The 26,192-nt window shown below is 63.4% G+C and carries 22 protein-coding genes; 19 read left to right on the forward strand and 3 right to left on the reverse strand.

The features are described 5' to 3' along the window. Nucleotides 1–91 precede the first annotated feature (91 nt). From GST84_10035 to GST84_10115, 17 genes are all read left to right on the forward strand, one after another. Nucleotides 92–736, forward strand: a complete 645-nt coding sequence (locus tag GST84_10035) for a TetR family transcriptional regulator (GenBank protein XGB12691.1) — start codon at nucleotides 92–94, stop codon at nucleotides 734–736. Between the two features lie 74 nt (nucleotides 737–810). Beyond that, nucleotides 811–1,527, forward strand: coding sequence for a response regulator (locus GST84_10040; GenBank protein ID XGB12692.1), 717 nt, complete (start codon nucleotides 811–813; stop codon nucleotides 1,525–1,527). Continuing rightward, nucleotides 1,524–2,306, forward strand: a complete 783-nt coding sequence (locus GST84_10045; GenBank protein ID XGB12693.1) for a transporter substrate-binding domain-containing protein — start codon at nucleotides 1,524–1,526, stop codon at nucleotides 2,304–2,306. Before GST84_10040 ends, GST84_10045 begins: the two co-directional genes overlap by 4 nt. Beyond that, entirely contained in the window at nucleotides 2,303–4,555 is a 2,253-nt protein-coding gene (locus GST84_10050; protein ID XGB12694.1) for a hybrid sensor histidine kinase/response regulator, read from the forward strand. Before GST84_10045 ends, GST84_10050 begins: the two co-directional genes overlap by 4 nt. A 196-nt stretch (nucleotides 4,556–4,751) precedes the next feature. Continuing rightward, nucleotides 4,752–6,158: an amino acid permease gene (locus tag GST84_10055; protein XGB12695.1), complete on the forward strand. Its 1,407-nt coding sequence runs from the start codon at nucleotides 4,752–4,754 to the stop codon at nucleotides 6,156–6,158. Nucleotides 6,159–6,397: 239 nt separating this feature from the next. After that, nucleotides 6,398–7,192, forward strand: coding sequence for an enoyl-CoA hydratase/isomerase family protein (locus GST84_10060; protein XGB12696.1), 795 nt, complete (start codon nucleotides 6,398–6,400; stop codon nucleotides 7,190–7,192). 33 nt (nucleotides 7,193–7,225) lie between these two features. Continuing rightward, nucleotides 7,226–8,386 (forward strand): acyl-CoA dehydrogenase, encoded by a 1,161-nt coding sequence (locus tag GST84_10065; GenBank protein ID XGB12697.1) that lies wholly within the window; start codon nucleotides 7,226–7,228, stop codon nucleotides 8,384–8,386. Between the two features lie 17 nt (nucleotides 8,387–8,403). Continuing rightward, nucleotides 8,404–10,521, forward strand: a complete 2,118-nt coding sequence (locus GST84_10070) for a CoA-binding protein (GenBank protein ID XGB12698.1) — start codon at nucleotides 8,404–8,406, stop codon at nucleotides 10,519–10,521. Next, nucleotides 10,514–12,121 carry a 5-guanidino-2-oxopentanoate decarboxylase gene (locus tag GST84_10075; GenBank protein ID XGB12699.1) on the forward strand — a complete coding sequence of 536 codons (1,608 nt, stop codon included), beginning with the start codon at nucleotides 10,514–10,516 and terminating at the stop codon, nucleotides 12,119–12,121. The genes GST84_10070 and GST84_10075 overlap by 8 nt, the downstream gene beginning before the upstream one ends. Before the next feature lie 34 nt (nucleotides 12,122–12,155). Beyond that, nucleotides 12,156–13,385: an alanine racemase gene (alr, locus tag GST84_10080; GenBank protein XGB12700.1), complete on the forward strand. Its 1,230-nt coding sequence runs from the start codon at nucleotides 12,156–12,158 to the stop codon at nucleotides 13,383–13,385. 24 nt (nucleotides 13,386–13,409) lie between these two features. Next, complete coding sequence (locus GST84_10085) at nucleotides 13,410–14,600, forward strand: aminotransferase class I/II-fold pyridoxal phosphate-dependent enzyme (GenBank protein ID XGB12701.1); 1,191 nt, start codon at nucleotides 13,410–13,412, stop codon at nucleotides 14,598–14,600. Nucleotides 14,601–14,698: 98 nt separating this feature from the next. Next, on the forward strand, nucleotides 14,699–15,400 hold the full coding sequence (locus GST84_10090) for a flavodoxin family protein (GenBank protein XGB12702.1): 702 nt from the start codon (nucleotides 14,699–14,701) through the stop codon (nucleotides 15,398–15,400). 208 nt (nucleotides 15,401–15,608) lie between these two features. Next, nucleotides 15,609–16,712 carry an extracellular solute-binding protein gene (locus GST84_10095; protein XGB12703.1) on the forward strand — a complete coding sequence of 368 codons (1,104 nt, stop codon included), beginning with the start codon at nucleotides 15,609–15,611 and terminating at the stop codon, nucleotides 16,710–16,712. A gap of 34 nt (nucleotides 16,713–16,746) precedes the next feature. Further along, complete coding sequence (locus tag GST84_10100) at nucleotides 16,747–18,159, forward strand: aminotransferase (GenBank protein ID XGB12704.1); 1,413 nt, start codon at nucleotides 16,747–16,749, stop codon at nucleotides 18,157–18,159. A 53-nt stretch (nucleotides 18,160–18,212) separates the two neighbouring features. Next, nucleotides 18,213–19,061, forward strand: a complete 849-nt coding sequence (locus GST84_10105; GenBank protein ID XGB12705.1) for a LuxR family transcriptional regulator — start codon at nucleotides 18,213–18,215, stop codon at nucleotides 19,059–19,061. Between the two features lie 153 nt (nucleotides 19,062–19,214). After that, nucleotides 19,215–20,447: an ethanolamine utilization protein EutH gene (eutH, locus tag GST84_10110; GenBank protein XGB12706.1), complete on the forward strand. Its 1,233-nt coding sequence runs from the start codon at nucleotides 19,215–19,217 to the stop codon at nucleotides 20,445–20,447. A gap of 115 nt (nucleotides 20,448–20,562) precedes the next feature. Continuing rightward, nucleotides 20,563–21,360 (forward strand): LuxR family transcriptional regulator, encoded by a 798-nt coding sequence (locus tag GST84_10115; GenBank protein XGB12707.1) that lies wholly within the window; start codon nucleotides 20,563–20,565, stop codon nucleotides 21,358–21,360. A 46-nt stretch (nucleotides 21,361–21,406) separates the two neighbouring features. Here the strand turns inward: GST84_10115 and GST84_10120 are convergent, their stop codons facing one another. The 3 genes from GST84_10120 to GST84_10130 form a co-directional block, all read right to left on the reverse strand. Then, a complete protein-coding gene (locus GST84_10120) occupies nucleotides 21,407–22,678 on the reverse strand; it encodes an FAD-binding protein (protein XGB12708.1) in 1,272 nt (423 codons plus the stop codon). A gap of 28 nt (nucleotides 22,679–22,706) precedes the next feature. Further along, nucleotides 22,707–23,474: an SDR family oxidoreductase gene (locus tag GST84_10125; protein ID XGB12709.1), complete on the reverse strand. Its 768-nt coding sequence runs from the start codon at nucleotides 23,472–23,474 to the stop codon at nucleotides 22,707–22,709. Between the two features lie 246 nt (nucleotides 23,475–23,720). Beyond that, nucleotides 23,721–24,593 (reverse strand): LysR family transcriptional regulator, encoded by an 873-nt coding sequence (locus tag GST84_10130; GenBank protein ID XGB12710.1) that lies wholly within the window; start codon nucleotides 24,591–24,593, stop codon nucleotides 23,721–23,723. A gap of 135 nt (nucleotides 24,594–24,728) precedes the next feature. Between GST84_10130 and GST84_10135 the strand changes: the two genes are divergently transcribed. Together GST84_10135 and catC are read left to right on the forward strand one after the other, a co-directional pair. Next, nucleotides 24,729–25,850 (forward strand): muconate cycloisomerase, encoded by a 1,122-nt coding sequence (locus GST84_10135; GenBank protein XGB12711.1) that lies wholly within the window; start codon nucleotides 24,729–24,731, stop codon nucleotides 25,848–25,850. Nucleotides 25,851–25,871: 21 nt separating this feature from the next. Continuing rightward, nucleotides 25,872–26,162, forward strand: coding sequence for a muconolactone Delta-isomerase (catC, locus tag GST84_10140; GenBank protein ID XGB12712.1), 291 nt, complete (start codon nucleotides 25,872–25,874; stop codon nucleotides 26,160–26,162). The last annotated feature ends 30 nt before the right edge of the window (nucleotides 26,163–26,192 follow it).

A 26,192-nucleotide genomic window follows, 5' to 3' on the forward strand; every position in this document is an offset into this window, starting at 1 on the left:
GGGCCCTGCCGGGCAGTGGCGCTTAGGGTTTATCACGCAGTCCGGCTTGTTGTACAGTCGTTCAGCCCAGCCCCTAACCAGAGACCCACTGATGACTCAGGAAGCCCGCTACCACCGCATGCTGCCGGAATTGCGCAAAGCCAACCTGGTCGAGGCGACCCTGGTGTGCCTCAAACGCCATGGTTTCCAGGGGGCTTCGATCCGCAAGATCTCGGCCGAGGCCGGGGTCTCGGTCGGGCTGATCAGCCACCATTACGCGGGCAAGGACGAACTGGTTGCAGAGGCTTACATGGCCGTCACCGGTAGGGTGATGGGCCTGTTGCGTGAGGCCATGGCCCAGGCCGCGCCCAATGCCCGCGAGCGGCTGTCCGCGTTCTTTCGTGCCTCGTTCTGCGCCGAGCTGCTCGACCCGCAATTGCTCGATGCCTGGCTGGCCTTCTGGGGCGCGGTGAAGACCGCCGACGCGATCAACCAGGTGCACGACCACTCCTATGGCGAGTACCGCAACGAGCTTGGCCAGCTACTGGCCAGACTGGCCGAAGAGGAGGGCTGGCAGGGCTTCGATGCCGACCTGGCGGCCATCAGCCTGAGCGCCTTGCTCGACGGCCTGTGGCTGGAGTCGGGCCTGAACCCCGGCACCTTCAGCCCCGAGCAGGGCGTGATCATCTGCGAGGCCTGGGTCGACGGCCTGCAGGCCGGTGGCCGGAGGCGCTTCAGCCTGCCCGAGGGCTGTTGATCGCCTGTTCAGTAACGAGTACGCTGCTGTCGCGAGTGTGTAGAACAACACCAATAAAAAAGAGACAACACGCAATGACGCCTCGGGTATTGATCGTCGATGACGATCCGCTTATTCGTGACTTGCTGCAGGCTTACCTGTCCCAGGAAGGCTACGACGTACACTGCGCCGACACTGCCGAAGGGGCCGAAGCCCTGCTTGCCAGCCAGGATGTCGACCTCGTGCTGCTGGACATCCGACTGCCCGGCAAGGATGGCCTCACCCTGACCCGCGAACTGCGGGTGCGCTCGGAGGTTGGCATCATCCTCGTCACCGGGCGCAATGACGACATCGACCGCATCGTTGGCCTGGAATGCGGGGCAGATGACTACGTGATCAAACCGCTCAACCCCCGCGAGCTGGTGTCCCGGGCGAAAAACCTGATCCGCCGCGTGCGCCATGCCCGCGAGGCGCACCCCACCCCGGCCTGTGCGCAATCACTGAAGCAGTTCGCCGACTGGGCACTGGACACCGACCGCCGGCGCCTGATCGACGCCCGTGGCGGGCAAACCCTGCTGACCCACGGCGAGTTCCAGTTGCTCAGCGTGTTCCTGCGCAACAGTGGCCACACTCTCAGCCGCGACCAACTGATGGACCAGATTCGCAACCGCGAGTGGGTGCCCAACGACCGCTCCATCGACGTGCTGGTCGGCCGCCTGCGGCGCAAGCTGCATGACGACCCGGCCGAACCGCAGTTGATCATCACCATTCACGGCACCGGCTACCTGTTCACCGCCAGCGTGGCAGCATGATTCCTCGCGCCTGGCGGTTGGCGCTGGCCTTGACGTTGCCCACCCTGCACGCCAGTGCCAGTGAACCGGTGCGTTACTGTGACTACCCGGTGTACCCACCCATTTCCTGGAGCGATGGCCACCAGGTGCGTGGCCTGGCCCCGACCGTGGTGCGCGAACTGTTCGCGCGCCTGGGCTACGAGGTGCAAACCGTGGTGCTGGGCAACTGGAAGCGCTGCCTGATGGACGCCGCCGCCGGGCGGGTGGACGTGGTGCTGGCCTACAACAGTGACCAGCGTGACCAGCGCATGCGTTTTTCCACAGAGCCGGTGGTGCGCGAGGAAGTGGCCGTGTTCTACAACCGCAAGCGGCCGGTGCAGTTCCAGCAGCTGGAGGACCTGGCGGGTTACCGCGGCGGCCTGCTGTACGGTGAAAGCTATGGCGCCGAGTTCGATCGCTTCGTCGCCCGCCACCAGAACATCGAGCGGGTATCGTCCAGCCAGCAGAACTTCGGCAAGCTGATCCGCGGGCGCATCGACTATGTGATTCAGGAGCGGCGCACCGGGCTGCTGTTCATCGAACACCTGCCCGGGGCGCAGGATATTCGCGCATTGCCCACGGCACTGAGCGTGGACTACCTGCGGGTGGCGGTATCGCGACAGTCACCCTTGAGCCAGCGCATGGCTGAAATTGATGCGCAGTTGCAGCGGATGAACCAGGCGGGTGAGATCGCGCGTTGGCTGGAGCAAAGTGAGGTCACTTACCGCGACATGATCAACCTGCCGGCGGATGCACGATGATCCACCTGCGCACCGATGGCCTGCTGCGTCGCCTGCTGCTGTTCATCCTGCTGTTCAGCTTGTGCTTCACGGTGCTGGCCAGCGGCGTGCAGTTGTACTTCGAGTACCGTCGCGAAATGCGGGATATAGAGGCACGCATGGCGTTGATCCGTGCCGGCTACCTGGCCAGCCTGGAACGCAGCCTGTGGGACCTCGACGAGGCGCAGCTGGATGTTCAGTTGCGCGGCCTGGTGGACTTTTCCGATGTGGCGCGGGTGCGTCTGCTCAGTGATGATTTCCCGCTGTTGCGCGGTGAGCCCGACCCCCAAGGGCCGCTGCGCATCGAGCGCTTTCCCCTCGACTACCAGCCGCCCTCAGGGCCGGTCAGGCATCTGGGGGAGCTGGAAGTCAGCATCGACCTTGGTGCGGTACACCGGCGGCTTTACGCCACGGGCCTTGCCAGCCTGCTATGGATGGGCGTGTTTCTGTGCGGCCTGGCAGTGGCGTTGTCAGGGCTGTTCTACCGTCTGGTCACCCGCCACCTGCAAGTGATGGCCGAGTTCGCCCGCCGCATTGGCGCCGGCCAGTGGCAGGAGCCCTTGCGCCTTGGCCGCCGCCGCTCATCGCGCCCCGACGAAATCGACACTGTGGCCAACGCCCTGGACGATATGCGCCGCGCCATCCTCAGCGATATCGAGCGCCGTGAGCGTGACCGCCTGGAACTGCAGGACAAACGCGACGAATTGCAGGCCATGGTCGAGCGGCGTACGGCCAGCCTGGCTCGGGCCAAGGACGAGGCCGAGGCTGCCAACCTGGCCAAGTCGCGCTTCTTGGCGACCATGAGCCATGAACTGCGCACGCCGCTCAACGGTATTCTGGGCATGGCCGAACTGCTGCGCGGCGGGCGCCTGGAGGTCGCCGACCGCCAGCGTGTCGAGGCCTTGTACAAGGCCGGCGAAGGGCTGTTGGCGATTCTCAACGAAGTGCTGTATTTCGCCCGGCTCGAAGAAGGCGAGAGCCGCGCCGAACGGGTGGTGTTTTCCTTGCGTCAGTTGTGCCAGGAAGTGCTGGCGTTGCTCGAACCCATGGCCATGGAGAATGCCGACACCCTGCAACTGCAGGTCGATGAGCAACTGGCCGCGTACCAGTACGGCGCAGAGCAGTACCTGCGACAGGTGCTGAGCAATCTGCTGGCCAATGCCATCAAGTTCACTGAGCACGGCCAGGTACAGCTTACAGTGCAGGTGCTTGCCGGTAACGAATGCTCGCAGCGCTTGCGGCTGTCGGTCTGTGACAACGGTATCGGCATCGAGCCCGCCGTTCAGGCGAAGATCTTCGACCGTTTCGTCCAGGCCAGCGAAGCGGTGACGCAGCGCTATGGCGGCACTGGCCTGGGCCTGGCGATCTGCAAGCACCTGGTGGAGAAACTGGGCGGTAGCATCGGCCTTGAGAGCGTTCAAGGGCAGGGCAGCAGCTTTTGGTTCGAACTCGACATGGCTCGCGGGCAGCCTGTCTCGGCGGGTTTACCAGCCCCTTCGCCCTTGCCCAGCCTGGATATCCTGGTGGTCGAAGACGTTGCGCTGAACCGTGAGGTTGCCGGTGGCCTGCTGATGCGCGACGGTCACCGGGTAAGCTTTGCCGAAGACGCCGGGCAAGCCCTGCAGGCATGCGCGCAGCGGCGCTTCGACCTGGTTCTGCTGGACGTGCACTTGCCGGGCATGAGCGGGGTGGCGTTGTGCCGACAGTTGCGTACCTCGCCTGGGCCGAACCGCCACAGTCGGATCCTGGCGCTGACGGCCGGTGTGCAACCGGGCCAGGTAGCGGGTTATCTGGACGCTGGCATGCAGGGCGTACTGGCCAAGCCTTTGCGGCTGGACAACCTGCGCAGGGCGTTGGCTGACGTAGCGCCCGCTGAAGTGGCCAGCGCTGGCGCAGACATGGACTGGTCATTGCTCGACACCCACCGTTCACTGCTGGGGGAGCAGAAGTTGCAAGGCCTGCTGAAGGTCCTGCGCCAGTCACTGCAGCAGCACGCCACGGCGCTGGCCGAGGCGCTGCCAGCCCAGGACTTCACCGAAGTGCTGCACCTGGCCCACCGCCTTGCTGGCAGTTGCGATTCCCTGGGGTTTAGCGGGCTGGCTACGGTGTTGCGTGGTCTGGAGGAGGCGGCCCGGCAGCATGACCTACAGGCCATGCAAGCCCTCGGCAAGCCGCTGACCACCCAGCTAGGTCAGGCCAGTGCCACGCTGGAACAGTTGATCCAGAGGTGACGTACAAAAAACTTACGACTTTTTACATCTTCGATCCGTTCGTACAACGGCGCCTTACATCCGTTTCCAATAATCCATGGCAACCGTGTTGCACGCGGTCCATGAGGCTTATTGGAGACAAGAATAATGACATGCCGTAGCGCTCATCCCCTCATTCGAACCCTCCCACGCACCGGCCGCAAAGGCGAGGTGTGCCATGACTGACAGCGTTGAAAAGATCCAGCTCACCCGCGCCCTGAAAAGCCGACACATCTTCATGCTGTCGCTGGGTGGGGTTATTGGCACCGGCCTGTTCATGGGCTCGGGCGTAACCATCAATCAGGGGGGGCCGGTGGGCGCGATCCTGGCTTACCTGGTCGCGGGCTTGCTGATGTACCTGGTGATGGTCTGCCTGGGTGAGCTGTCGGTGCAGATGCCGGTGTCCGGTTCGTTCCAGGCCCACGCCACCAAGTACATTGGCCCGGCCACCGGCTTCATGATCGGCTGGGTGTACTGGATGAGCTGGGCCACCACCGTAGGCCTGGAGTTCACCGCTGCCGGCATGTTGATGACCCGCTGGTTCCCGGAGGTGCCGATCTGGTACTGGTCGGCACTGTTCGTGGTGGTGCTGTTCGGCCTCAACGCCCTGGCCACGCGTGCCTTTGGCGAGGCCGAGTACTGGTTCTCGGGCATCAAGGTGGCAACTATCCTCGGCTTCATCGTCATTGGCCTGCTGGTGATCTTCGGTGCCATCCCTCTGAGCAGTGGGGCACACGCACCGATGCTGAACAATCTGGTGGGCGAGTCGCTGTTCCCCCACGGCCTGTCGGCAGTGTTCGCGGTGATGATGACCGTGGTCTATGCCTTCCAGGGCTGCGAAATCATGGGGGTGGCTGCCGGTGAGACCGAGCACCCGGAAAAGAGCATCCCGCGGGCGGTGCGCAACGTGGTGTTCCGCGTGCTGATCTTCTATGTGCTGGCGATTGCCGTGCTGTCGGCCATTGTGCCGCACGAGCAGGCCGGGCTGATGGAAAGCCCGTTCGTGCAGGTGTTCGACATGGTCGGCATCCCTTACGCCGCCGACTTGATGAACTTCGTCATCCTCACGGCCATCCTCTCGGTGGGTAACTCCGGGTTGTATGCTTCCACGCGTATCCTCTGGGCCATGTCCAAGACTGGCATGGCACCGAAAAGCCTGTCGCCGCTGAGCAAGCGTGGCGTGCCGCTGCGGGCGCTGAGCATCACCCTGTGCTTTGCGCTGATCTCGCTGATGACCAGCTTCGTTGCGGCTGACACGCTGTTCATGGTGCTGATGGCGGTGAGCGGTATGTCCGGCACCGTGACCTGGATCGTCATCGCCCTGGCGCAGTACCGCTTCCGCAAGGCCTGGCTGCGCGACGGCGGGCAAGTGCAGGACCTGAAGTACAAGGCGCCGCTGTACCCACTGGTGCCGCTGCTGTGCATCACCCTGTGCAGTTCGCTGTTCGTGTTCCTGGCGCTGGATGAAACCCAGCGGCCGTCACTGTACTGGGGATTTGGCTTCATTGCCCTGTGCTATGCGGCGTACTTCTTCGTCAACCGCCGCCGGCAGGGGGCCTTCGAGCCCAGCGCACCAAGGGTTTGATGCCGTAGCTCGTCGGCGGCAGGTGTTGGTCGCTGCATTTTCAGTACCTGTGAGGTCTTGCGCCGCCTGTGCGGCGCGCGATCTCACAGGCCATAAAGCCGTCATGACGAACACCCTTGTGTAACGCCAAACACCGAGTTGTGCGAAGTTGTAACAGCCCATCCCGCCTTGCTGAACACTCGTTTAGTATCTCTCTCGTCAAGCCCTCCAAAACCATCACAACAACACCGAGGCCCCCCATGACCACCCCGTCGTCGTCACTGTTGAGCAAGGTCGAAGCCGGCGTTGCCTGGATCACCCTCAACCGCCCCGAGCAACGCAACGCGCTGGACATTCCCACCCTCAAGCAACTGCACGCCTTGCTCGACAGCCATGCCAGCGACCCCACCGTTCGCGTGGTGGTGCTGACCGGCAGCGGCCGCAGCTTCTGCGCTGGCGCCGACCTGGCCGAATGGGCAGCCGCCGAAGCGGCGGGCACCCTGGAGAGCTACGGCTGGACCGAAACTGCCCATGCCCTGATGTTGCGCCTGCACAGCCTCGACAAACCCACCATCGCCGCCATCAACGGCACCGCTGTGGGTGGTGGCATGGACCTCAGCCTGTGCTGCGACCTGCGCATCGCCGCCGCCTCGGCGCGCTTCAAGGCCGGCTACACCAGCATGGGCTACAGCCCCGATGCTGGCGCCAGCTGGCACCTGCCACGGCTGATCGGTAGCGAGCAGGCCAAGCGCCTGCTGTTCCTCGACGAGTTGTGGGGCGCCGATCGCGCCCTGGCCGCCGGGTTGGTCAGCGAAGTCTGTGCCGACGAGCAGTTGCCTGCCGTCGTCGCCGAGCTGGCCGGGCGCCTGGCCAACGGCCCGACCTTCGCCTATGCGCAAACCAAGCGGCTGATACGCGACGGTGCCCGGCGCACGCTGGCTGAACAGCTGGAAGCCGAGCGCCACGCCGGCCTGTTGTGTGGCCGCAGCCAGGATGGCGCCGAGGCCCTGCAAGCCTCGGTGGAACGTCGCGCCCCCCGTTTTATCGGCCAGTAATCCGATACCCGACCCTCATCAGGACCTTCGCAGATGAATTTCCAACTGACCCAAGAACAAGAAATGTTGGTGGAAGCGGTACGCAGCTTTGTTGCCAAAGAGCTGCTGCCCCATGAGGAAGCAGTGGACCGCGCCGACGCCGTGTCACCCGAGCTGGCAGCGCAGATCCGTGGCAAGGCCATCGCTGCCGGGTTCTATGCCTTCAACATGCCCGAGGAAGTGGGAGGGGGCGGCCTGGACTACCTGTCCCAGGCGCTGATCGAACGTGAGCTGTCCAAGGTGTCCTGGGCGCTGCATGTCTTCGTTGCGCGGCCGTCGAAAATCCTCATGGCCTGCAAGGACGAGCAGATCAACGACTACCTGTTGCCGTGTGTACAGGGCGAGAAGATCGACTGCTTCGCCCTCACCGAACCGGGCGCCGGCTCTGATGCCAACGCCATCAAGACCCGCGCCGTGCGCCAGGGCGATGACTTTGTCATCAACGGTAGCAAGCACTTCATCAGCCACGCGGGCCACGCCGATTTCGCCATTGTCTTCGCTGTCACCGACACCTACGAGCACAACGGGCGCAAGCGCAATGCGGTCACCGCCTTGCTGGTCGACCGGGGTACGCCGGGCATGACCATCCGCCGTGGTCCCAAGTGCGTGAGCAACCGTGGTTATCACACCTACGAGCTGTTCTTCGACGACTGCCGGGTGCCGGCCAGCAAGGTGCTGGGCGAAGTCGGCAAGGGCTGGGAAGTGGCCAACGCCTGGCTTACCGCCGGCCGGGTGATGGTCGCCGCCAACTGCGTGGGCCAGGCCCAGCGCGCCCTCGACCTGTCACTGCAATGGGCCGCCGACCGCAAGCAGTTCGGCCAGGCCATCGGCAGCTATCAGGGGGTGTCGTTCAAGCTGGCCGACATGGCCACGCAGATCCGCGCGGCCGAGATGCTCACCCTGCACACCGCCTGGAAGATGGACCAAGGCAACATGACCGACGGTGAGGCCGGTATGGCCAAGCTGTTTGCCAGCGAAGTGCTGGGTAAGGTCGCCGACGAAGCGGTGCAGATCTTCGGTGGCATGGGCCTGATGGATGAAGGGCCGGTTGAGCGCATCTGGCGCAACGCGCGTATCGAGCGCATCTGGGAGGGCACCTCGGAAATCCAGCGGCATATCATCGCCCGCGAACTGCTGCGCCCGCTGCTGCGCTGAGCGCCAGGAGAACACCCATGTCGCAATCGATTCGTGACAACCTCAAGCGCCTGCTGGCGCCCCGGCATCTGGCTTTTATCGGCGGGCGCAGCATGGCGCGGGCGCTCAAGCGATGCGTCGAAGGTGGCTTTGCCGGTGAGCTGTGGCTGGTCAACCCGCAGCATGAAAGCCTCGAAGGCATCCCCTGCGTGGCACGGGTGGCCGACTTGCCCTACGCCCCGGACGCAGTGTTCATCGCCACCAACCGTGAGCTGACCCTGCAGTGTGTTGCCGAGCTGGCTGCTCGCGGGGCCGGCGGCGCCATCTGCTATGCCTCTGGCTTTGCCGAAAGCGGGGAGGAGGGCTACCAGTTGCAGCAACGCCTGCTCGACGTCGCCGGCAACATGGCCTTGCTCGGCCCCAACTGCTATGGCTTGCTCGACTATCTGCACGGTGCCGCCCTGTGGCCGGTGGCGCATGGTGGCCAGCAGGTGGAGAAGGGGGTGGCGATCCTCACGCAAAGTGGCAACTTCGCCTATAACCTGTCCATGAGCGACCGCTCCCTGCCGGTGGCCTACATGGCCTCGGTCGGCAACCAGGCGCAACTGGGTGTGGCCGAGCTGATGGATGTACTGCTCGACGACCCACGGGTAACCGCCATCGGCCTGCACCTGGAGGGCCTGAAGAACGTGCCGGGCTTCGCCCGCGCCGCGTGCAAGGCGCTGCAGCAGGGCACGCCGATCATTGCATTGAAGACGGGCGTTTCGCAGATCGGCGCTGAACTGGCGCTCAGCCACACCAGCTCGTTGTCTGGCTCCGATGCGTTGTACGACAGCCTGTTCCAGCGCCTGGGGGTGATCCGCGTCAGCGGCCCGGTGAGCTTTGTCGAAACGCTCAAGGCCGCAGCTTGCGGACGCTTGCCGGCAGATGGCGAGCTGGTTGCGCTGGCCTGCTCAGGCGGCGATGCCGGGCTGATTGCCGACTATGCCGAACGCAACCAGTTGCAACTGCCGAAGCTCGAGCAAGGGCAGGTGGCGGCACTGGCGGAGGTGTTGCCGCGCTATGCCAACCTGGTCAACCCACTGGACTTCACCACTGCCATCTGGGGCGATGAGGCCGCCCTGCAACGCATGCTCGACAGCACCCTGAGCGGCGCCGCGGGCGCGGCGATGCTGGTGCTGGACTACCCGGCGGCGTTCACTGGCGAGCGCAAGGAATGCGACCTGCTGCTGGGGTTGTACTGCGATGCCGTTGAACGCCACGGCAAGATCGGCTTCGTCACTTCGGCTTTCCCGGAACTGTTGCCTGCCAGTGCGCGTGAGCGCCTGCATGCACGGGGCATCGCTGCCCTGCAGGGCGTGGAAGACGGACTGGCGGCCTGGGGCCGTATCGTCGCTTACCAAAGGAGCCGCCAGCGGTTGCTGGACCAGGGCGAGGCTGCGCGGGTACCGCTGTGCCCCCAGGCCCTCACGGGCGAAAGCCGACTGTTGGACGAATGGCAATCCAAGCAGGCCCTGCGCGCCTTCGGCCTGCCCGTGCCTGCGGGCGTGCTGAGTACACCCGAATGCGCCGTGGCAGACGCCGCCCGCGTGGGTTACCCGCTGGTACTGAAGGCTGTCAGCGCGCAGCTGCCGCACAAGACCGAAGCTGGCGCCGTGGCGTTGAACCTGCGCGATGCCCGCGCCCTGGAAGCTGCACTGGTGCAGATGCGCCAGCGCATCGCTACCTACGCCCCGCACGTCGCGTTCGACCAGGTGCTGCTCGAGCCCATGGCCGAGCCGCCCTTGGCCGAGCTCATAGTGGGCATCAAGCGTGAACACGACTTTGCCCTGGCCCTGGTGATCGGTGCCGGCGGCGTGCTGGTCGAACTGCTCAAGGACAGTGTCAGCCTGTTGCTGCCCACTACCGACAGCGCCATCCGGGCGGCGCTGCTTAGCCTGCGCAGTGCCGGCCTGCTGCAAGGCTTCCGTGGCCGTCCGGCCGCCAACCTTGATGCCTTGGTCTCGGCCATCCGCGCAGTCGCCGATTACGCCTGCGAAAACGCCGGGCAGTTGCTGGAGCTGGATGTGAACCCATTGATGGTCGGTGCCAATGGCACCACCGCGGTCGACGCGCTGATCCGCCTCGGCCAGGCGCAAGGAGAACGACATGAATGACCTTACCCTGACTGCCGGCCAGGCGCTGGTGCGGTTGTTGGCCAACTACGGCGTGGAGACCGTGTTCGGCATCCCCGGGGTACACACTCTTGAGCTGTACCGTGGTCTGCCGGGCAGCGGCATTCGCCATGTGTTGACCCGCCACGAGCAGGGCGCCGGTTTCATGGCCGATGGCTATGCGCGGGTCAGTGGCAAGCCGGGGGTGTGCTTCGTCATTACCGGCCCCGGCGTGACCAACGTCGCCACCCCCATCGGCCAAGCCTATGCCGACTCGGTGCCGATGCTGGTGATTTCCAGCGTCAACCACACCGCCAGCCTGGGCAAGGGCTGGGGCTGCCTGCATGAAACCCAGGACCAGCGCGCGATGACTGCGCCCATCACTGCGTTTTCTGCGGTGGCCCTGCGGGGCGACGACTTGCCCGAGCTGATCGCGCGTGCCTGGGCAGTGTTCGATAGCGAACGACCGCGCCCGGTGCATATTTCGGTGCCCCTGGACGTGCTGGCGGCATCGGTCAGCCGGGACTGGAGCGATGAGGTGGTACGCCGGCCGGGGCTTGGCCAGCCGTGCCGCGAAACCCTCGAACAGGCTGCCCTGAAGCTCGCCGCCGCCAAGCGGCCAATGATCATTGCCGGTGGGGGCGCGTTGCACGCGGCTGAACAGTTGCAGCAACTCAGTGCACGGCTGGCGGCGCCTCTGTTCACCAGCGTGGCCGGCAAGGGCTTGCTGCCGCCAGACGCGCCACTCAATGCCGGCGCCAGCCTGTGCGTCGAACCCGGCTGGCAGTTGATCAGCCAGGCTGATGTGGTGCTTGCCGTAGGCACCGAAATGGCCGACACCGACTTCTGGCGCGAGCGCCTGCCGATCCGCGGCGAGCTGCTGCGCGTCGACATCGACCCGCGCAAGTTCAACGATTTCTACCCCTGTGCCATTGCCCTGCAGGGCGATGCCCGGCAAACCGTGGACGGTTTGCTCGAACACCTGCCCGCACTTCAGCGTGACCCGGCTCAGTCCAGTGAGGCGGTGGCCAACCTGCGCCAGGCCATCCGCAGTGGGCATGCCCCGTTGCAGGCCACGCACCAGGCCATTCTGGACCGTATCGCCGCCGTACTGCCCGACGATGCCTTCATCAGTAGCGACATGACCCAGCTGGCCTATACCGGCAACTACGCCTTCGCCAGCCGGGCACCACGTAGCTGGCTACACCCCACCGGCTACGGCACCCTCGGCTACGGCCTGCCGGCCGGCATTGGTGGCATGTTCGCCAGCGACCACCGCCCCGGCCTGGTACTGGTGGGTGATGGCGGCTTCCTGTACACCGCGCAGGAACTGGCCACTGCCGTCGAGGAGCTGCACCGGCCGCTGGTGGTACTGCTTTGGAACAATGACGCCCTCGGCCAGATCCGCGACGATATGCTCGGCCTGGATATCGAGCCGGTCGGCGTGCTACCGCGCAACCCGGATTTCATCGGCCTGGCCCGCGCCTTCGGTTGCACAACGCACCAGCCACGCGACCTGGACGCGTTGCAGGCCGACCTGGCCAGCGGCTTCGCCACACCCGGCGTGACGTTCATCGAACTCAAACACACCTGCGTCTGTTAAGGCGCGCACAACGACAAGAACACGAGTAACCACCATGCCCTTTCGCCGTACCCTTCTGGCTGCATCCCTGGTACTTCTGATCACCGGCCAGGCCCCCCTGTATGCGGCACCCCCGTTGTCGATGGACAACGGCACCAACGCCCTGACCGTGCAAAACAGCAACGCCTGGGTCGAGGTCAGTGCCAGCGCCCTGCAACACAACATCCGCACCCTGCAGGCTGAATTGGCTGGCAAGTCCAGGCTGTGCGCCGTGCTCAAGGCCGATGCCTATGGCCATGGTATCGGTCTGGTGATGCCGTCGATCATCGCCCAGGGCGTGCCCTGCGTAGCGGTGGCCAGCAACGAGGAGGCCCGGGTGGTCCGCGCCAGCGGCTTCACCGGGCAACTGGTGCGGGTCCGTGCGGCCAGCCTGAGCGAGCTGGAAGATGCCTTGCAGTACGACATGGAAGAGCTGGTGGGCAGCGCTGAGTTCGCCCGCCAGGCTGATGCCATCGCCGCGCGCCATGGCAAGACCCTGCGCATCCATCTGGCCTTCAACTCCAGCGGCATGAGCCGTAACGGGGTGGAGATGGCTACCTGGTCCGGCCGCGGTGAAGCGCTGCAGATCACCGACCAGAAGCACCTCGAACTGGTTGCGCTTATGACCCACTTCGCCGTGGAAGACAAGGACGATGTACGCAGGGGCCTGGCGGCATTCAACGAGCAGACCGACTGGTTGATCAAGCACGCCAGGCTAGACCGCAACAAGCTCACCCTGCACGCTGCCAACTCGTTCGCTACGCTGGAAGTGCCGGAAGCGCGCCTGGACATGGTACGAACGGGGGGCGCGTTGTTCGGCGACACCGTGCCGGGGCGTACCGAGTACAAACGTGCAATGCAGTTCAAATCGCGCGTGGCGGCGGTGCACAGCTATCCGGCCGGCAACACCGTGGGCTATGACCGCACCTTCACCCTGGCCCGTGATTCGCGCCTGGCCAACATTACGGTCGGGTACTCCGACGGCTACCGCCGGGTATTCACCAACAAGGGCCATGTGCTGATCAACGGCCACCGTGTGCCGGTCGTGGGCAAGGTGTCGATGAACACGTTGATGGTCGATGTCACGGACTTCCCTGATGTGAAGGGGGGTAACGAAGTGGTGCTGTTCGGCAAGCAGGCCGGGGGCGAAATCACCCAGGCCGAGATGGAAGAAATCAACGGCGCGTTGCTCGCCGATTTGTACACCGTATGGGGCAGTTCCAACCCGAAGATGCTCGTCGACTGAAATTGCCATTGAAAGGAGATTGCCATGCGCTACGCCAAGCTCACCCAACGCATCGCCGGCGACGGGGCCGCGGCCTGGGACATCCACTACCGCGCCCTGGCGCTGCAGGCCGAGGGTAAGGACATCCTGCTGCTGTCGGTGGGTGACCCGGACTTCGACACGCCCGCGCCTATCGTCGAGGCGGCCATCGACAGCCTGCGCGCTGGCCATACCCATTACGCCGATGTACGCGGCAAGCTGGCGCTGCGCGAGGCCATCGCCAACCGTCACCGGCAACGCAGCGGCCAGGCGGTGAGCGCCGACCAGGTGACGGTGCTGGCGGGTGCCCAGTGCGCGTTGTTCTGCGTGGCCCAGTGCATACTCGACCCAGGCGACGAGGTGATCGTTGCCGAACCGATGTATGTCACTTACGAGGCCGTGTTCGGTGCCTGCGGCGCCAAGGTGGTGCCGGTACCGGTCAAGCCCGAGAATGGCTTTCGCGTGTGCCCGCGTGACGTCGCCGAGTGCATTACCCCGCGCACCCGCGCCCTGGCCCTGAACAGCCCGCACAACCCTTCAGGGGCGAGCCTGCCGCGTGCCACCTGGGAAGCGCTGGCCGAACTGTGCGTTGCCCATGATCTGTGGCTGATCTCTGACGAGGTCTACAGCGAGCTGCTGTATGAAGGCGAGCATGTCAGCCCCGGCAGCCTGCCGGGTATGGCCGAGCGCACCGCAACGCTGAACAGCCTGTCGAAATCGCATGCCATGACCGGCTGGCGCATGGGGTGGGTGGTTGGTTCGACAGCGCTGGCCACGCATCTGGAAAACCTCGCCCTGTGCATGCTCTACGGTTTGCCGGACTTCATCCAGGATGCCGCCATGGTGGCGCTGGAGCACCCGTTGCCCGAACTGGACGCCATGCGCGAAGCCTACCGCCAGCGGCGCGACCTGGTGTGCGAGCAGTTGGCCGGCTGCCCGGGCCTGAAGGCGTTGAAGCCTGATGGTGGCATGTTCGTGATGGTCGACATCCGTGAAACCGGCGTTAGCGCCCAGGCCTTCGCCGACTACCTGTTGGACAGCCAGGGCGTGTCGGTGCTCGCCGGCGAGGCATTCGGCCCTAGCGCTGCCGGGCATATTCGCCTGGGCCTGGTGCTGAGCAACGAGGCGCTGGTCGATGCCTGCCAGCGCATTGCCCGCTGCGCCGGCGAACTGATGCACGGGCAGAATGATGCGTGAGCACACTGTCCAGCGTACGCGCCGCCTGGGTCTGGAGGAAGGCGCGTGCTGCTGAACCACTGCGGCAAGATAACCTGTTTTGTGTGAGGAGAATGCTTGTGAATGTACTGATCGTCCATGCTCACCCCGAGCCGCAATCGTTCACGGCTGCCCTGCGTGATCAGGCGGTGGAAACCTTTCGCGCCCAAGGCCATCAGGTGCAGGTCAGCGACTTGTACTCGATGGGCTGGAACCCGGTGGCCAGTGCCGATGACTTTACCCAGCGCGAGAACCCCGAGTACCTCGTGTATGCGCTGGAGCAGCGTCAGGGCGTCAAGCGCGGTGCCCTTGCCGCAGACATCCAGCAGGAGCTGGACAAACTGTTGTGGGCCGATTTGCTGGTGTTGAACTTCCCGATTTTCTGGTTCTCGGCACCGGCCATGCTCAAGGGCTGGATCGACCGGGTGCTGGTGTCGGGGGTGTGCTATGGCGGCAAGCGCTTCTACGACCAGGGCGGGTTGGCCGGCAAGAGGGCGCTGGTGACCGTGACCCTGGGCGGGCGCGAGCACATGTTTGGCGACGGCGCGATTCACGGGCCGCTGGAAGACATGCTGCGGCCGATTCTGCGTGGCACGCTGGCCTATGTCGGGTTCGAGGTGCTGCCGCCGTTCGTGGCGTGGCATGTGCCGTACATCAGTGCTGATGCGCGGCAGGACTTTCTGCAGCAATACCGGCAGCGTCTGGAGCAGCTCTCGGACGACCAACCTCTGGTGTTCCCGCGCCTGGCACAGTTCGATGAAGCGTTGTACCCCCTCAGCTGACACCCCACGCTGCTCTCAAGGCTGGCGGTAAGCCTGCAGAAGGTTGCCCAGCCTTTGGAGCCCTCGCTAAGTCAACGCATTAGCGGTTGTTCCCTGAGAGCAGCACTAAATACGGCTACCCACACATTCGGGGTATGTCACCCTTGGGCGAATCCACCGATAGTGAACTCATCGGCTCGATCCGGAGCACTCACACGATGGAGTTGCCATGCGCAAGGTACTGAAGGTGATGGGCGGTCTGCTGCTGGCGTCTGGCGCCAGCCTGGCCCAGGCGGCAGAGGTGGACAGCGGTAACACGTTACGGTTGTACAACTGGACCGACTACATCGGCGAAACCACCCTGGCCGACTTCGAGAAGGCCACCGGCATCAAGGTCATCTACGACACCTTTGATGGCTACGAAACGGTACAGACCAAACTGCTCACCGGCCGTTCCGGCTACGATCTGGTCATGCTCAATGCCGCGCTGGTACCCCCGCTGATCAGCGCCGGCGTGTTCCAGGCACTGGACAAGCAGCAACTGCCTAGCTGGCAAAACCTCGATCAGCAGGTGGTCAACAACCTGCAGGGCTACGACCCTGGCCTGAAGTACTCGGCGCCCTATACCTGGGGCAGCTCGGGGGTAACCTACAACGTCGACAAGATCACCGCGCGCATGCCCGACGCGCCGATCGGTTCGCTGGCCATGCTGTTCGACCCCAAGATCGTCTCGCGCTTCGCCGACTGCGGCGTCACCCTGATGGACGCGCCCACCGAGGTCATTCCGCTGGCCCTGCAGTACCTGGGCAAGGACCCACGCAGCGCGTCGCCTGCCGACCTCAAGGCGGCCGAGCAACTGCTGCTGGGCATCCGCCCCTACATTCGCAAGTTCGATTCGGTGAATTACCTCACCAGCCTGCCCAACGGCGATGTCTGCCTGGCGCTGACCTGGTCCGGTGACTATGCCACCGCCCAGGCCCGCGCGGTGGAAGCGAAGAAGGACATCAAACTGTCGTTCTTCATCCCCCAGGAAGGTTCGCTGATCTGGTTCGACAACCTGTACATCCCCAAGGATGCGCCGCACGCGGCCAACGCGCACCGCTTCATCGAGTTCTTGTTGCAGCCGCAGACCATGGCCAAGGTCACCAACTACATCCACTACGCCAACAGCAACGCTGCCGCTACCGCGCTGGTGCGTGATGACATTCGCCAGGACCCGGTCATCTACCCCGACGCACCCACCCGCGAACGGCTGTTCGCACAGAAAACCCAGAGCCCGAAGGACATGCGCGCCATCACCCGGGTCTGGAGCACGGTCAAGACCGGTTTCTGAACACCGCCCAACGATTCCCGCCAAGGAGCTGCCCATGGCCACCCCAAGCAAAGCATTCGCCATTGCCCACGACCCGCTGGTGGACGCCGACAAGGCCCACTACATGCACGGCTACCATGTGTTCGACGAGCACCGCGAGCAAGGTGCATTGAACATCGTCGCCGGTGAGGGCGCCTACATTCGCGACACCCATGGCAACCGTTTCCTCGATGCCGTCGGCGGCATGTGGTGCACCAACATTGGCCTGGGCCGTGAGGAAATGGCCGTGGCCATCGCTGACCAGGTGCGCCAGCTGGCCTATTCCAACCCGTTCTCCGACATGGCCAACGACGTCGCCATCGAACTGTGCCAGAAGCTCGCGCAGCTGGCGCCGGGTGACTTGAACCATGTGTTCCTCACCACGGGCGGCTCGACCGCGGTCGATACGGCCTACCGGCTGATCCAGTACTACCAGAACTGCCGCGGCAAGCCGCACAAGAAGCACATCATCGCCCGTTACAACGCCTACCATGGCTCCACCACCCTGACCATGTCGATTGGCAACAAGGCCGCCGACCGGGTGCCGGAGTTCGATTACCACCACGACCTGATCCACCACGTCTCCAACCCCAACCCGTACCGCGCGCCAGACGACATGGACGAGGCGGAGTTCCTCGACTTTCTGGTAGCGGAGTTCGAGGACAAGATCCTTTCGCTGGGTGCCGACAACGTGGCGGCGTTCTTCGCCGAGCCGATCATGGGCTCGGGCGGGGTGATCATTCCGCCCGAGGGCTACTTCCAGCGCATGTGGCAGCTGTGCCAGACCTACGACATCCTGTTCGTCGCCGACGAAGTGGTGACCTCGTTCGGGCGTCTGGGCACCTTCTTCGCCAGCGAGGAACTGTTTGGCGTCACCCCAGACATCATCACCACCGCCAAAGGCCTGACCTCGGCGTACCTGCCGCTGGGCGCGTGTATTTTTTCCGAGCGCATCTGGCAAGTGATTGCCGAGCCGGGCAAGGGCCGTTGCTTCACCCACGGTTTCACCTACAGCGGCCACCCGGTGTGTTGCACGGCGGCGCTGAAGAACATCGAGATCATCGAGCGCGAGCAACTGCTCGATCATGTCAAGGACGTGGGGGGATACCTTGAGCAACGTTTGCAGAGCCTGCGCGAGCTGCCGCTGGTGGGGGATGTGCGCTGCATGAAGCTGATGGCCTGTGTCGAGTTCGTCGCCAACAAGGCCAGCAAGGCACTGTTCGCCGATGAGGTGAACATCGGCGAGCGGATCCACAGCAAGGCGCAGGGAAAAGGCTTGCTGGTGCGTCCGATCATGCACCTGAACGTGATGTCGCCTCCGTTGATCATCACCCATGCACAGGTGGACGAGATCGTCGAGACCCTGCGCCAGTGCATCATCGAAACCGCGCGTGAACTCACGGCACTTGGCCTGTACCAAGGCCGATGAACCTGGCGCAAAGGGCTGTGCGCGGGCGTGCCTGGCAGGCTAGACTGCCGGGCATGACCCAGGCCTCTCCCGACACCCCGCTTACCCTCACAATGGGCGCGCTGCAGCAGTGGCACGCGGCGTTGCAACGCGCCCTGGCCCATGGCGAAACCCCCGAGGCGCTGGAGTATGTGGCCGCTGCCATCGGCCAGTTGGTGCAGGTGGAGTCGATGATGATCAGCCTTGAGTGCCAGGGGCGGGCACCGCAGTTGCTGTACCAGCAAGGCATCCCCGAACGGCACCGGGCCGCCGTGCTGGAGCGCTATTTCAGTGCCGGCTACCTGCTGGACCCTTTCTGCCTTGCCGTGCAAAGCGGCCTGGCCGAAGGTTTCTACCACCTGCAGGAAATCGCCCCCGACAACTTCTTCGAAAGCGACTACTACAAGGCCTATTACCTGGGTACAGGTTGCAGTGAAGACAGCTACTACATCGTCGACCTCAGCCCAGGCCGCAAGCTGTCGCTGAGCCTGTTCCAAGGCTGCAGCGGCAAGCGCCTGAATGCCGGGCAGGTCGACCTGTTGCGTGCGCTGGAGCCGATGGTGCGCGAACTGCTGGGGCGTTATGCCCGGCACAACCTGGAACCGGGCGCTGCATCAACCGAGCGTGGCAGCCTGCAGGCAGCGTTCGACAGCTTTGGCTGCCAGGTGCTGACCGACCGCGAGCGGGAAGTGGCGCACATGATCTTGCGCGGGCACTCGGTGAAATCTACCGCGCTGGAGCTGGGTATCTCGCCGGAGACCGTGCGCATGCACCGCAAGAACCTGTACATGAAACTTGAGATCAACTCGCAATCGGAGTTGTTTGCACGATTTATCGACTGGTTACGCGGTGATCAGCTGGAAATCCTTAGCGTAACGCGGTGATCAATTTTCTATACCTCCCGGTATATGGACAGCCCTGCACCTTGCCGCATAGCTTAACCCTCGACGGGGCGCGCCATGCTCAAGCCATAACAACAACGATGCCCCGTTACATTTCAGTCCTGCCAACCCAAAACTCTAAAAATGAGGCGGCAAATGGAAAGCATCGGCACCTATGTCATCTACGTCATCATGGTGTGCGCGGTACTGGGTGCCCTGGCATCCATCTACAACCCCGAAGGCGAACTGGGCCAGGAGTTCATCGCCGGCCTGCACAGCATCGGCCCCATCTTTATCCCGGTAGCCGGCATCATGGCGGCGATCCCGTACATTTCAGCTGGTATCAGTCATGTGATCGCGCCACTGTTCCAGGCCATCGGGGCCGACCCTGGCATCGCCGGTCCCATCTTCATCGCCTCGGACATGGGCGGCTACCAGTTAGCCAAAGCGCTGGCGCAAAGCCAGGAAGGCTGGATCCTAGGCCTGATCACCGGCTTTCAGTGCGGCGCCACCATCATCTTCGTCATTCCGGTCGGGTTGGCCATGCTGCGCAAGGCCGACCACAAGTACATGGCACTGGGGATCATGGCCGGGCTGCTGACCATTCCGCTGAGCATCATGATCATTGCCATGACCATGCAGGCGCTTGGCCTGAGCGTGCGTCCGGACATCGCTACCACTGGCGCCGCTACCCAGGCACTGCACTTCACCTGGGCAATGCTGCTGCGCAACCTGATGCCGTTGATCCTGTTTTGCATTGCCCTGGCAGCAGCATTGCGCTACTTCCCCACACTGATGGTGTACCTGTTCCTCAAGCTCGGCCAGTTCATGTACATCGCCGTGGTTCTGGTGCTGGTAGCGTCCATCGTGCAGTACTTCACCGGCCTGTTCAGCCACCTGTTCGGCAGCTGGGGTTTTGCGCCGATCATCGCCGATGCCGATGATCAGTTTCGCGCCTTGGAAATTGCTGGCTACATCGGCCTGATGCTGTGCGGGGCGTTCCCCATGGTGCACTTGCTCAAGCGCTTCCTGGCGCGGCCAATCGAACGGGTTGCCTCGCGCTTTGGCATGTCTGGTGTCGGTGCGGCCGGGGTATTGGCGGCCTCGGCGAATATCCTGGCCATGTTTCGCTTGGTCAGCGAAATGCCGCCCAAGGACAAGGTATTGGTGATCGCTTTCTCTGTGTGCGCCGCGTTCACCTTTGGCGACCACATGGCCTTCTCCGCCAACTTCCAGCCCTCGCTGATACTGCCGTTGATGATAGGCAAACTCAGTGGCGGCCTGATCGCCATGCTGCTGGCCAGTTGGCTGGCGGTGCCCAAGGCGCAGGAGTTGGGGCGTCAGGACGCTGCCGCAGGTGTCTGCAAGGGGGTGGCCGAGCCGTCCTGAGCAAAAGCGTCATGCGCATAATCCGGAGCGTCCTGGGCGCTCCGGATTTTGTGTTTTTAACCGATCAAGGCGGTAAGGTCATGCAGGCCTTCGGTGCATGAGCGTGTGGTGAACAATGACAAAAGATGAGGCAAACGAGTTGGCAGCGGTGATCGAGGCGATCGGCAGCGAACAGCTGGGACCGGCGCTGGATGCGTGGCTGCGCAGCAAGCTGACGTTCGACATGAGTTGCGCCTACCTGTTCCAGTTCAATCAACCAGCACTGCTGGTGCATAACGGGTACAACCGTACGGTCACGGAGCGTACGTTGAACGCCTACGTGCGCGGCGGCTACCTGCTTGACCCGTTCTACGTTGCTTGCGTCAACGAGCACCCAGCCGGGCTATGGCGCATGAGCGAACTGGCACCTGACTGCTTCTTCTCTTCAGGGTTTGCCATTTCCAAGGACATCCACCCCTGCGTGTCGTCCGACTATGGGACGGCGGTGGATGAGGTGGGCTTCATCATTCCCCTTCGGCCCCGGTTGGCGATCGTCTATTCGCTGATGCGCAACCACGGCAGCGGGGATTTCGGTGCAGGAGAAATGGACCTGTTGGCTGCAATGTCGCCGCTGCTGGCTTCGGTTTTTGGTCAGCACTGTCGATTGCGTTACGCTGATATCCTGCGCGCAGCACCAGAGGGGGTGGTGCTGGAGGACGCCTTCGTAGAGATCTTGCAAGGGCAACTGACTGAAACGCAGCGCCTTATCGCCAAGTTGTTGTTACAGGGGCACAGCAATGCGTCGATTGCGCGGCAGCTGAATATTTCCGATGGGACGGTAAAGGTGCACAAGCACAACATCTATCAGCGCCTGGAAATTTCATCCAACGCCGAACTGTTTCGCCTGTTTATCGATTATCTGGCCAAGGGCTGATACAGCAAGGGGCTGCAAAGCAGCCCCTTGCTGTATCAGGTACAGGTCACCTGAACAGCGGACTCAGGTGCTCGCTGAGGTAGATCCCTTGCGGATCGAGCTGGCGGCGCAGCTTACGGAAGTCCTCGGCACGCGGGTATATTGCACTCACATCTTCACCCGTCAGGAAATGCAGCTTGCCCCAGTGCGGTCTGGCGCCATAGGAACGCAGGATCTGATCCACCGCCCGCAGATAGTCCCAGTAGTCGGTACCCGGCTGGCCGGACACTGAAATGGTCACGCTGTCCTGCTCGAAGAATGGGCTCATCCACGCCCCGTCACCGGCAGTAAAGCGGTACTCGATGGGGTAGATGGCCTTGGGGAAGTCCTCCAGCATCAGCTTGCGCACGGCCCGCAACGCTTCCTTGCTGTGGCGCAACGGCACAGCGTATTCCAGCTCGTGAAAGTTGGGCAGGTACTCGATCGGGTACACATCCGAGCTGTAGGCCACTTTCTCGAACTCGCTTTCCCAGATCGGGTGGCCGGTGATGTCCATGACCTTCACTTCGCAGACATCGGTGGTGCGCCCGCTTGTAGAGGTGGCGGCGGTATCGGGTAGGCAATAGCAATGCCGGCTTTGCTCGTAGGGGCACCAGAAGAAGCTGAAGTGGCGGTGTTTGCGTGCCAGTTCGTCGTGCTTTTCCATCACGCTTTCGAAGTCTTCGCGCCAGATGCGCTCGTGCAGGTTGAAGCTGTCGGTCACCTGCAAGGTCAGTTCGGAAACAATGCCCAGTACGCCCAGCGACACCCGACCCGCTTGTAGCAGGTCAGGGGTGCTTTCGTCGACCACGAGTATTTCGCCATTGGGTTGCACCAGCTTCATGCCGACAATCGACGAGGCCAGGTTGCCGAGGGTCAGACCGGTGCCGTGGGTACCGGTAGTCAATGCGCCTGCAATCGACTGGCTGTCGATGTCGCCCTGGTTGACCATTGATAACCCGGCGGCACGCAATGTCTTGCCCAAGGCATTGATGGTGGTGCCGGCGGCAGCGGTGACGCGCTTCCTCTCGTGGTCGATATGGCGTACGCCGCTCATGTTGGCCAGGGTCAGGTGCAGGCCATTGGTCAGTGCCACTGGGGTGAAGGAATGCCCCGAGCCGGCCACGCGCACGTTCATGCCATTGCTGCTGGCCTGGCTGACCATTGAGCACAGTTCGTCCTCGCTGGCCGGTGCCCCGCGTGCTGTACGGATGCAGGACTGGTTACCGGCCCAGTTGCGCCAGTGCGCGTGTTCAAGGCCGAATTCGTTGATATGCATGTTGTTGGAAGAGGTGCTCACATCGTTCTCCTGCCGGTTGTTCTTGTAATCAGAGGGCGGTGTAGCCATTGTCGGCAAACAGGTGCGCACCGTTTACGAAACTGGCGTCGTCACTGGCCAGGAACAAGGCTGCGCTGGCGACTTCCGAGGGTTGGCACAAGCGCCCCTGGGCGGCAGCGATGGCCTGTTCGCTGACGTCCACGCCATGTTTGCGCAACATATCGATCTCGCGCAGGCCGTGGGCGGTGGCGATGAAGCCCGGGCAGATGGCATTGGCGCGAATGCCTCGGTCGCGAAACTCCACAGCGATAGCCCGGGCGAACATATGGGTGGCACCCTTGCTGGTGCAATACAGCACCTCCATCGGCGTGCCCACCACTGCCGAGATGGATGAAGTGCAGACGATACTGCCGCCGCCGGCCGCGAGCATGCCCGGCAACACCGCGCCGGTGACCAGGAACATGCTCTTCACGTTCACGGCCATGATCCGGTCCCATTCTTCTTCACTGGTTTCCAGGAAGGGCATGGCCGACAGGATGCCCGCGTGGTTCATCAGCACGGTGATGTGGCCGAAGGCCTCTTCTACGGCCGCCACCGCGGCCTTCACTTGTTGTGCGTCCGAGACATCGGCGGCGGCGAAGATGGCCTGGTAACCTGCATCACGCAATCGCCTTGCAACTTCGGCGCCCTTGCTGCCGGGCAGGTCGACAATGCCTACCCTTGCCCCTTCTACCGCGAACAGCTCCGATGCGGCTAGCCCGCAGCCACCCGCACCGCCAGTGATCAGCGCCACCTTGCCGTTAAGACGTCCAGCCATGTTCGACTCCCGATGATTTTTGATTGACTGTCTTGAGCCCGGGCGTTTCGCGATTCGCGTGCCGGAGCATGAAACAGATCATCGGGAACATCCATATACCGATGGGTATACGGGGCACGCATAGGCAATGGGGCAGGGCTATAGAGTCCCTGTGGGGCCTGCCCGCGAAGCAGGAGAACCGGTGCATAGCACGGGCTTTGCCCGTGTTCGCCGGCGCGCCCGCTCCCCACAAGGTGCATGGTGTGTTCATATTGCCTGTTGCTCGATCAACGCCAGGCACCGCTTCACGATCGGGCTTACATCACCCTTGCGCCGGCTGAGGATGATGGGGCTGACGGCGCCGCTATCAAGCAGGCCGACATACTCGATATCGGGACGGTGCTGCTGCTGTACCGATGCTGGCACCAGGGTCACACCGACGCCAACCGCTACCAGGCCGATGGCGGTCTGCAGTTCGTTGGCCCACTGGCTGACACGAATGCTCATGCCGTGGTGGGCGAACAGCGCCAGCACGTGGTCGGCATAGCTGGGCCGGGGATTGGCCGGGTAGAGGATGAACGCTTCGCCAGCCAGCTGGGCCAGACTGAGCGGGCTGCCCGCCAGGGGGTGGCCCTTGGGCAGCACGGCCACCAGCGGGTCCTCGCACAGCACCTGCTGGTGAATCACCGGGTCGTCGATGCGAATGCGCCCGAAGCCAATGTCGATACGCCCGCTTTTCAGCGCCTCCACCTGTTGCAGTGTGGTCATCTCGTTCAGGCCCAGTTCCAGCTCGCTGTCCTGGCGAAGTTCGCGGATCAGCTCCGGCAGCACGGTGTACAGGGTAGAGGGCGCAAAACCGATGCCCAGCCACTGGCGCTGGCCCTGGCCGATGCGGCGGGTGTTGTCGCTGATGTTCTGCAACTGCTGCAGCACGGTGCAGGTCTGTTCGTAGAAGAAACGGCCGGCCTCGGTCAGCCGCAGCGGACGTTCGCGTACCACCAGCAGGGTGCCGAGCTGGTCCTCCAGTTGGCTGATCTGCCGGCTCAGTGGTGGCTGGGCGATGTGCAGCAGCTCGGCGGCGCGGGTGAAGTTCAAGGTCTCGGCCAAGACTTTGAAGTAACGCAGGTGGCGCAGCTCCATCAGACCTCCAGGGTATGGTGGGAGATTCATTTGATATTGGACGGTCGTCAGGGTCTCGCGCAATCCTTCAACAATCAAGTAAACGCATCACTCGGGCCTGCAACTGAAAGCCCGACCTGACGGGACCTGGCAACAATGACAAGCGCGCTGATTGAACACATAGAGGCAATTATCGTCGACCTGCCGACCATTCGCCCGCACAAGCTGGCGATGCACACCATGCAGCAGCAGACCCTGGTGGTATTGCGCCTGCGCTGCAGCGATGGCGTGGAAGGCATCGGCGAAGCCACCACCATCGGTGGTCTGGCTTATGGCTACGAAAGCCCCGAAGGCATCAAGGCCAATATCGACACGTACCTCGCCCCGGCGCTGATCGGCCTGCCAGCAGACAACATCAATGCCGCCATGCTCAAGCTGGACAAGCTGGCCAAGGGCAATACCTTCGCCAAGTCTGGCATCGAAAGCGCCTTGCTCGACGCCCACGGCAAACGCCTGGGTCTGCCGGTCAGCGAACTGCTGGGGGGCCGCGTGCGTGACAGCCTGGAGGTGGCCTGGACCCTGGCCAGCGGCGACACCGCCCGCGACATCGCCGAAGCACAGCACATGCTGGAAATTCGCCGGCACCGCGTGTTCAAGCTGAAAATCGGCGCCAACCCGGTGGCGCAGGACCTCAAGCATGTGATCGCGATCAAGCGCGAGCTGGGTGACAGCGCCAGCGTGCGGGTCGACGTCAATCAGTACTGGGACGAGTCCCAGGCCATCCGCGCCTGCCAGGTATTGGGCGACAATGGTATCGACCTGATCGAGCAGCCGATTTCGCGCATCAACCGCGGTGGCCAGGTGCGCCTGAACCAGCGCAGCCCGGCACCGATCATGGCCGATGAGTCGATCGAAAGCGTCGAGGACGCCTTCAGCCTGGCCGCCGACGGCGCCGCCAGCATCTTCGCCCTGAAAATCGCCAAGAATGGCGGCCCGCGCGCGGTGCTGCGCACTGCACAGATCGCCGAAGCTGCCGGCATCGCCTTGTACGGCGGCACCATGCTCGAAGGTTCGATCGGCACCCTGGCGTCGGCCCATGCATTCCTCACCCTGCGCCAGCTCACCTGGGGTACGGAGCTGTTCGGGCCGCTGCTGCTGACCGAGGAAATTGTCAACGAGCCGCCGCAGTACCGCGACTTCCAGCTGCACATCCCCTATACCCAAGGCCTTGGCCTGACTTTGGACGAACAGCGCCTGGCGCGTTTCGCCCGTCGCTGATCAGCAAGCAAGGAGATAACCATGTTGTTCCACGTAAAGATGACCGTGAAGCTGCCGGTCGACATGGACCCGGCCAAGGCCGCCCAGCTCAAGGCTGATGAAAAGGAACTGGCCCAGCGCCTGCAGCGTGAAGGCACCTGGCGCCACCTGTGGCGCATTGCCGGGCATTACGCCAACTACAGCGTGTTCGATGTGCCCAGCGTCGAGGCGTTGCATGACACATTGATGCAGCTGCCGCTGTTTCCGTACATGGACATCGAGGTCGACGGCCTGTGTCGGCATCCCTCGTCTATTCACAGCGACGATCGCTGATTCGCACCTGTATGCCTGACAAGAACAATA

The sequence above is a fragment of the Pseudomonas putida genome, from assembly GCA_041879295.1.
Lineage (GTDB): Bacteria > Pseudomonadota > Gammaproteobacteria > Pseudomonadales > Pseudomonadaceae > Aquipseudomonas > Aquipseudomonas putida_Y.

Coding starts and splice junctions, on each gene's coding strand:
- GST84_10035 (XGB12691.1), top strand. CDS start 92: ATGACTCAGGAAGCCCGCTACCACCGCATGCTGCCGGAATTGCGCAAA.
- GST84_10040 (XGB12692.1), top strand. CDS start 811: ATGACGCCTCGGGTATTGATCGTCGATGACGATCCGCTTATTCGTGAC.
- GST84_10045 (XGB12693.1), top strand. CDS start 1,524: ATGATTCCTCGCGCCTGGCGGTTGGCGCTGGCCTTGACGTTGCCCACC.
- GST84_10050 (XGB12694.1), top strand. CDS start 2,303: ATGATCCACCTGCGCACCGATGGCCTGCTGCGTCGCCTGCTGCTGTTC.
- GST84_10055 (XGB12695.1), top strand. CDS start 4,752: ATGACTGACAGCGTTGAAAAGATCCAGCTCACCCGCGCCCTGAAAAGC.
- GST84_10060 (XGB12696.1), top strand. CDS start 6,398: ATGACCACCCCGTCGTCGTCACTGTTGAGCAAGGTCGAAGCCGGCGTT.
- GST84_10065 (XGB12697.1), top strand. CDS start 7,226: ATGAATTTCCAACTGACCCAAGAACAAGAAATGTTGGTGGAAGCGGTA.
- GST84_10070 (XGB12698.1), top strand. CDS start 8,404: ATGTCGCAATCGATTCGTGACAACCTCAAGCGCCTGCTGGCGCCCCGG.
- GST84_10075 (XGB12699.1), top strand. CDS start 10,514: ATGAATGACCTTACCCTGACTGCCGGCCAGGCGCTGGTGCGGTTGTTG.
- alr (XGB12700.1), top strand. CDS start 12,156: ATGCCCTTTCGCCGTACCCTTCTGGCTGCATCCCTGGTACTTCTGATC.
- GST84_10085 (XGB12701.1), top strand. CDS start 13,410: ATGCGCTACGCCAAGCTCACCCAACGCATCGCCGGCGACGGGGCCGCG.
- GST84_10095 (XGB12703.1), top strand. CDS start 15,609: ATGCGCAAGGTACTGAAGGTGATGGGCGGTCTGCTGCTGGCGTCTGGC.
- GST84_10100 (XGB12704.1), top strand. CDS start 16,747: ATGGCCACCCCAAGCAAAGCATTCGCCATTGCCCACGACCCGCTGGTG.
- GST84_10105 (XGB12705.1), top strand. CDS start 18,213: ATGACCCAGGCCTCTCCCGACACCCCGCTTACCCTCACAATGGGCGCG.
- eutH (XGB12706.1), top strand. CDS start 19,215: ATGGAAAGCATCGGCACCTATGTCATCTACGTCATCATGGTGTGCGCG.
- GST84_10115 (XGB12707.1), top strand. CDS start 20,563: ATGACAAAAGATGAGGCAAACGAGTTGGCAGCGGTGATCGAGGCGATC.
- GST84_10125 (XGB12709.1), bottom strand. CDS start 23,474: ATGGCTGGACGTCTTAACGGCAAGGTGGCGCTGATCACTGGCGGTGCG.
- GST84_10130 (XGB12710.1), bottom strand. CDS start 24,593: ATGGAGCTGCGCCACCTGCGTTACTTCAAAGTCTTGGCCGAGACCTTG.
- GST84_10135 (XGB12711.1), top strand. CDS start 24,729: ATGACAAGCGCGCTGATTGAACACATAGAGGCAATTATCGTCGACCTG.
- catC (XGB12712.1), top strand. CDS start 25,872: ATGTTGTTCCACGTAAAGATGACCGTGAAGCTGCCGGTCGACATGGAC.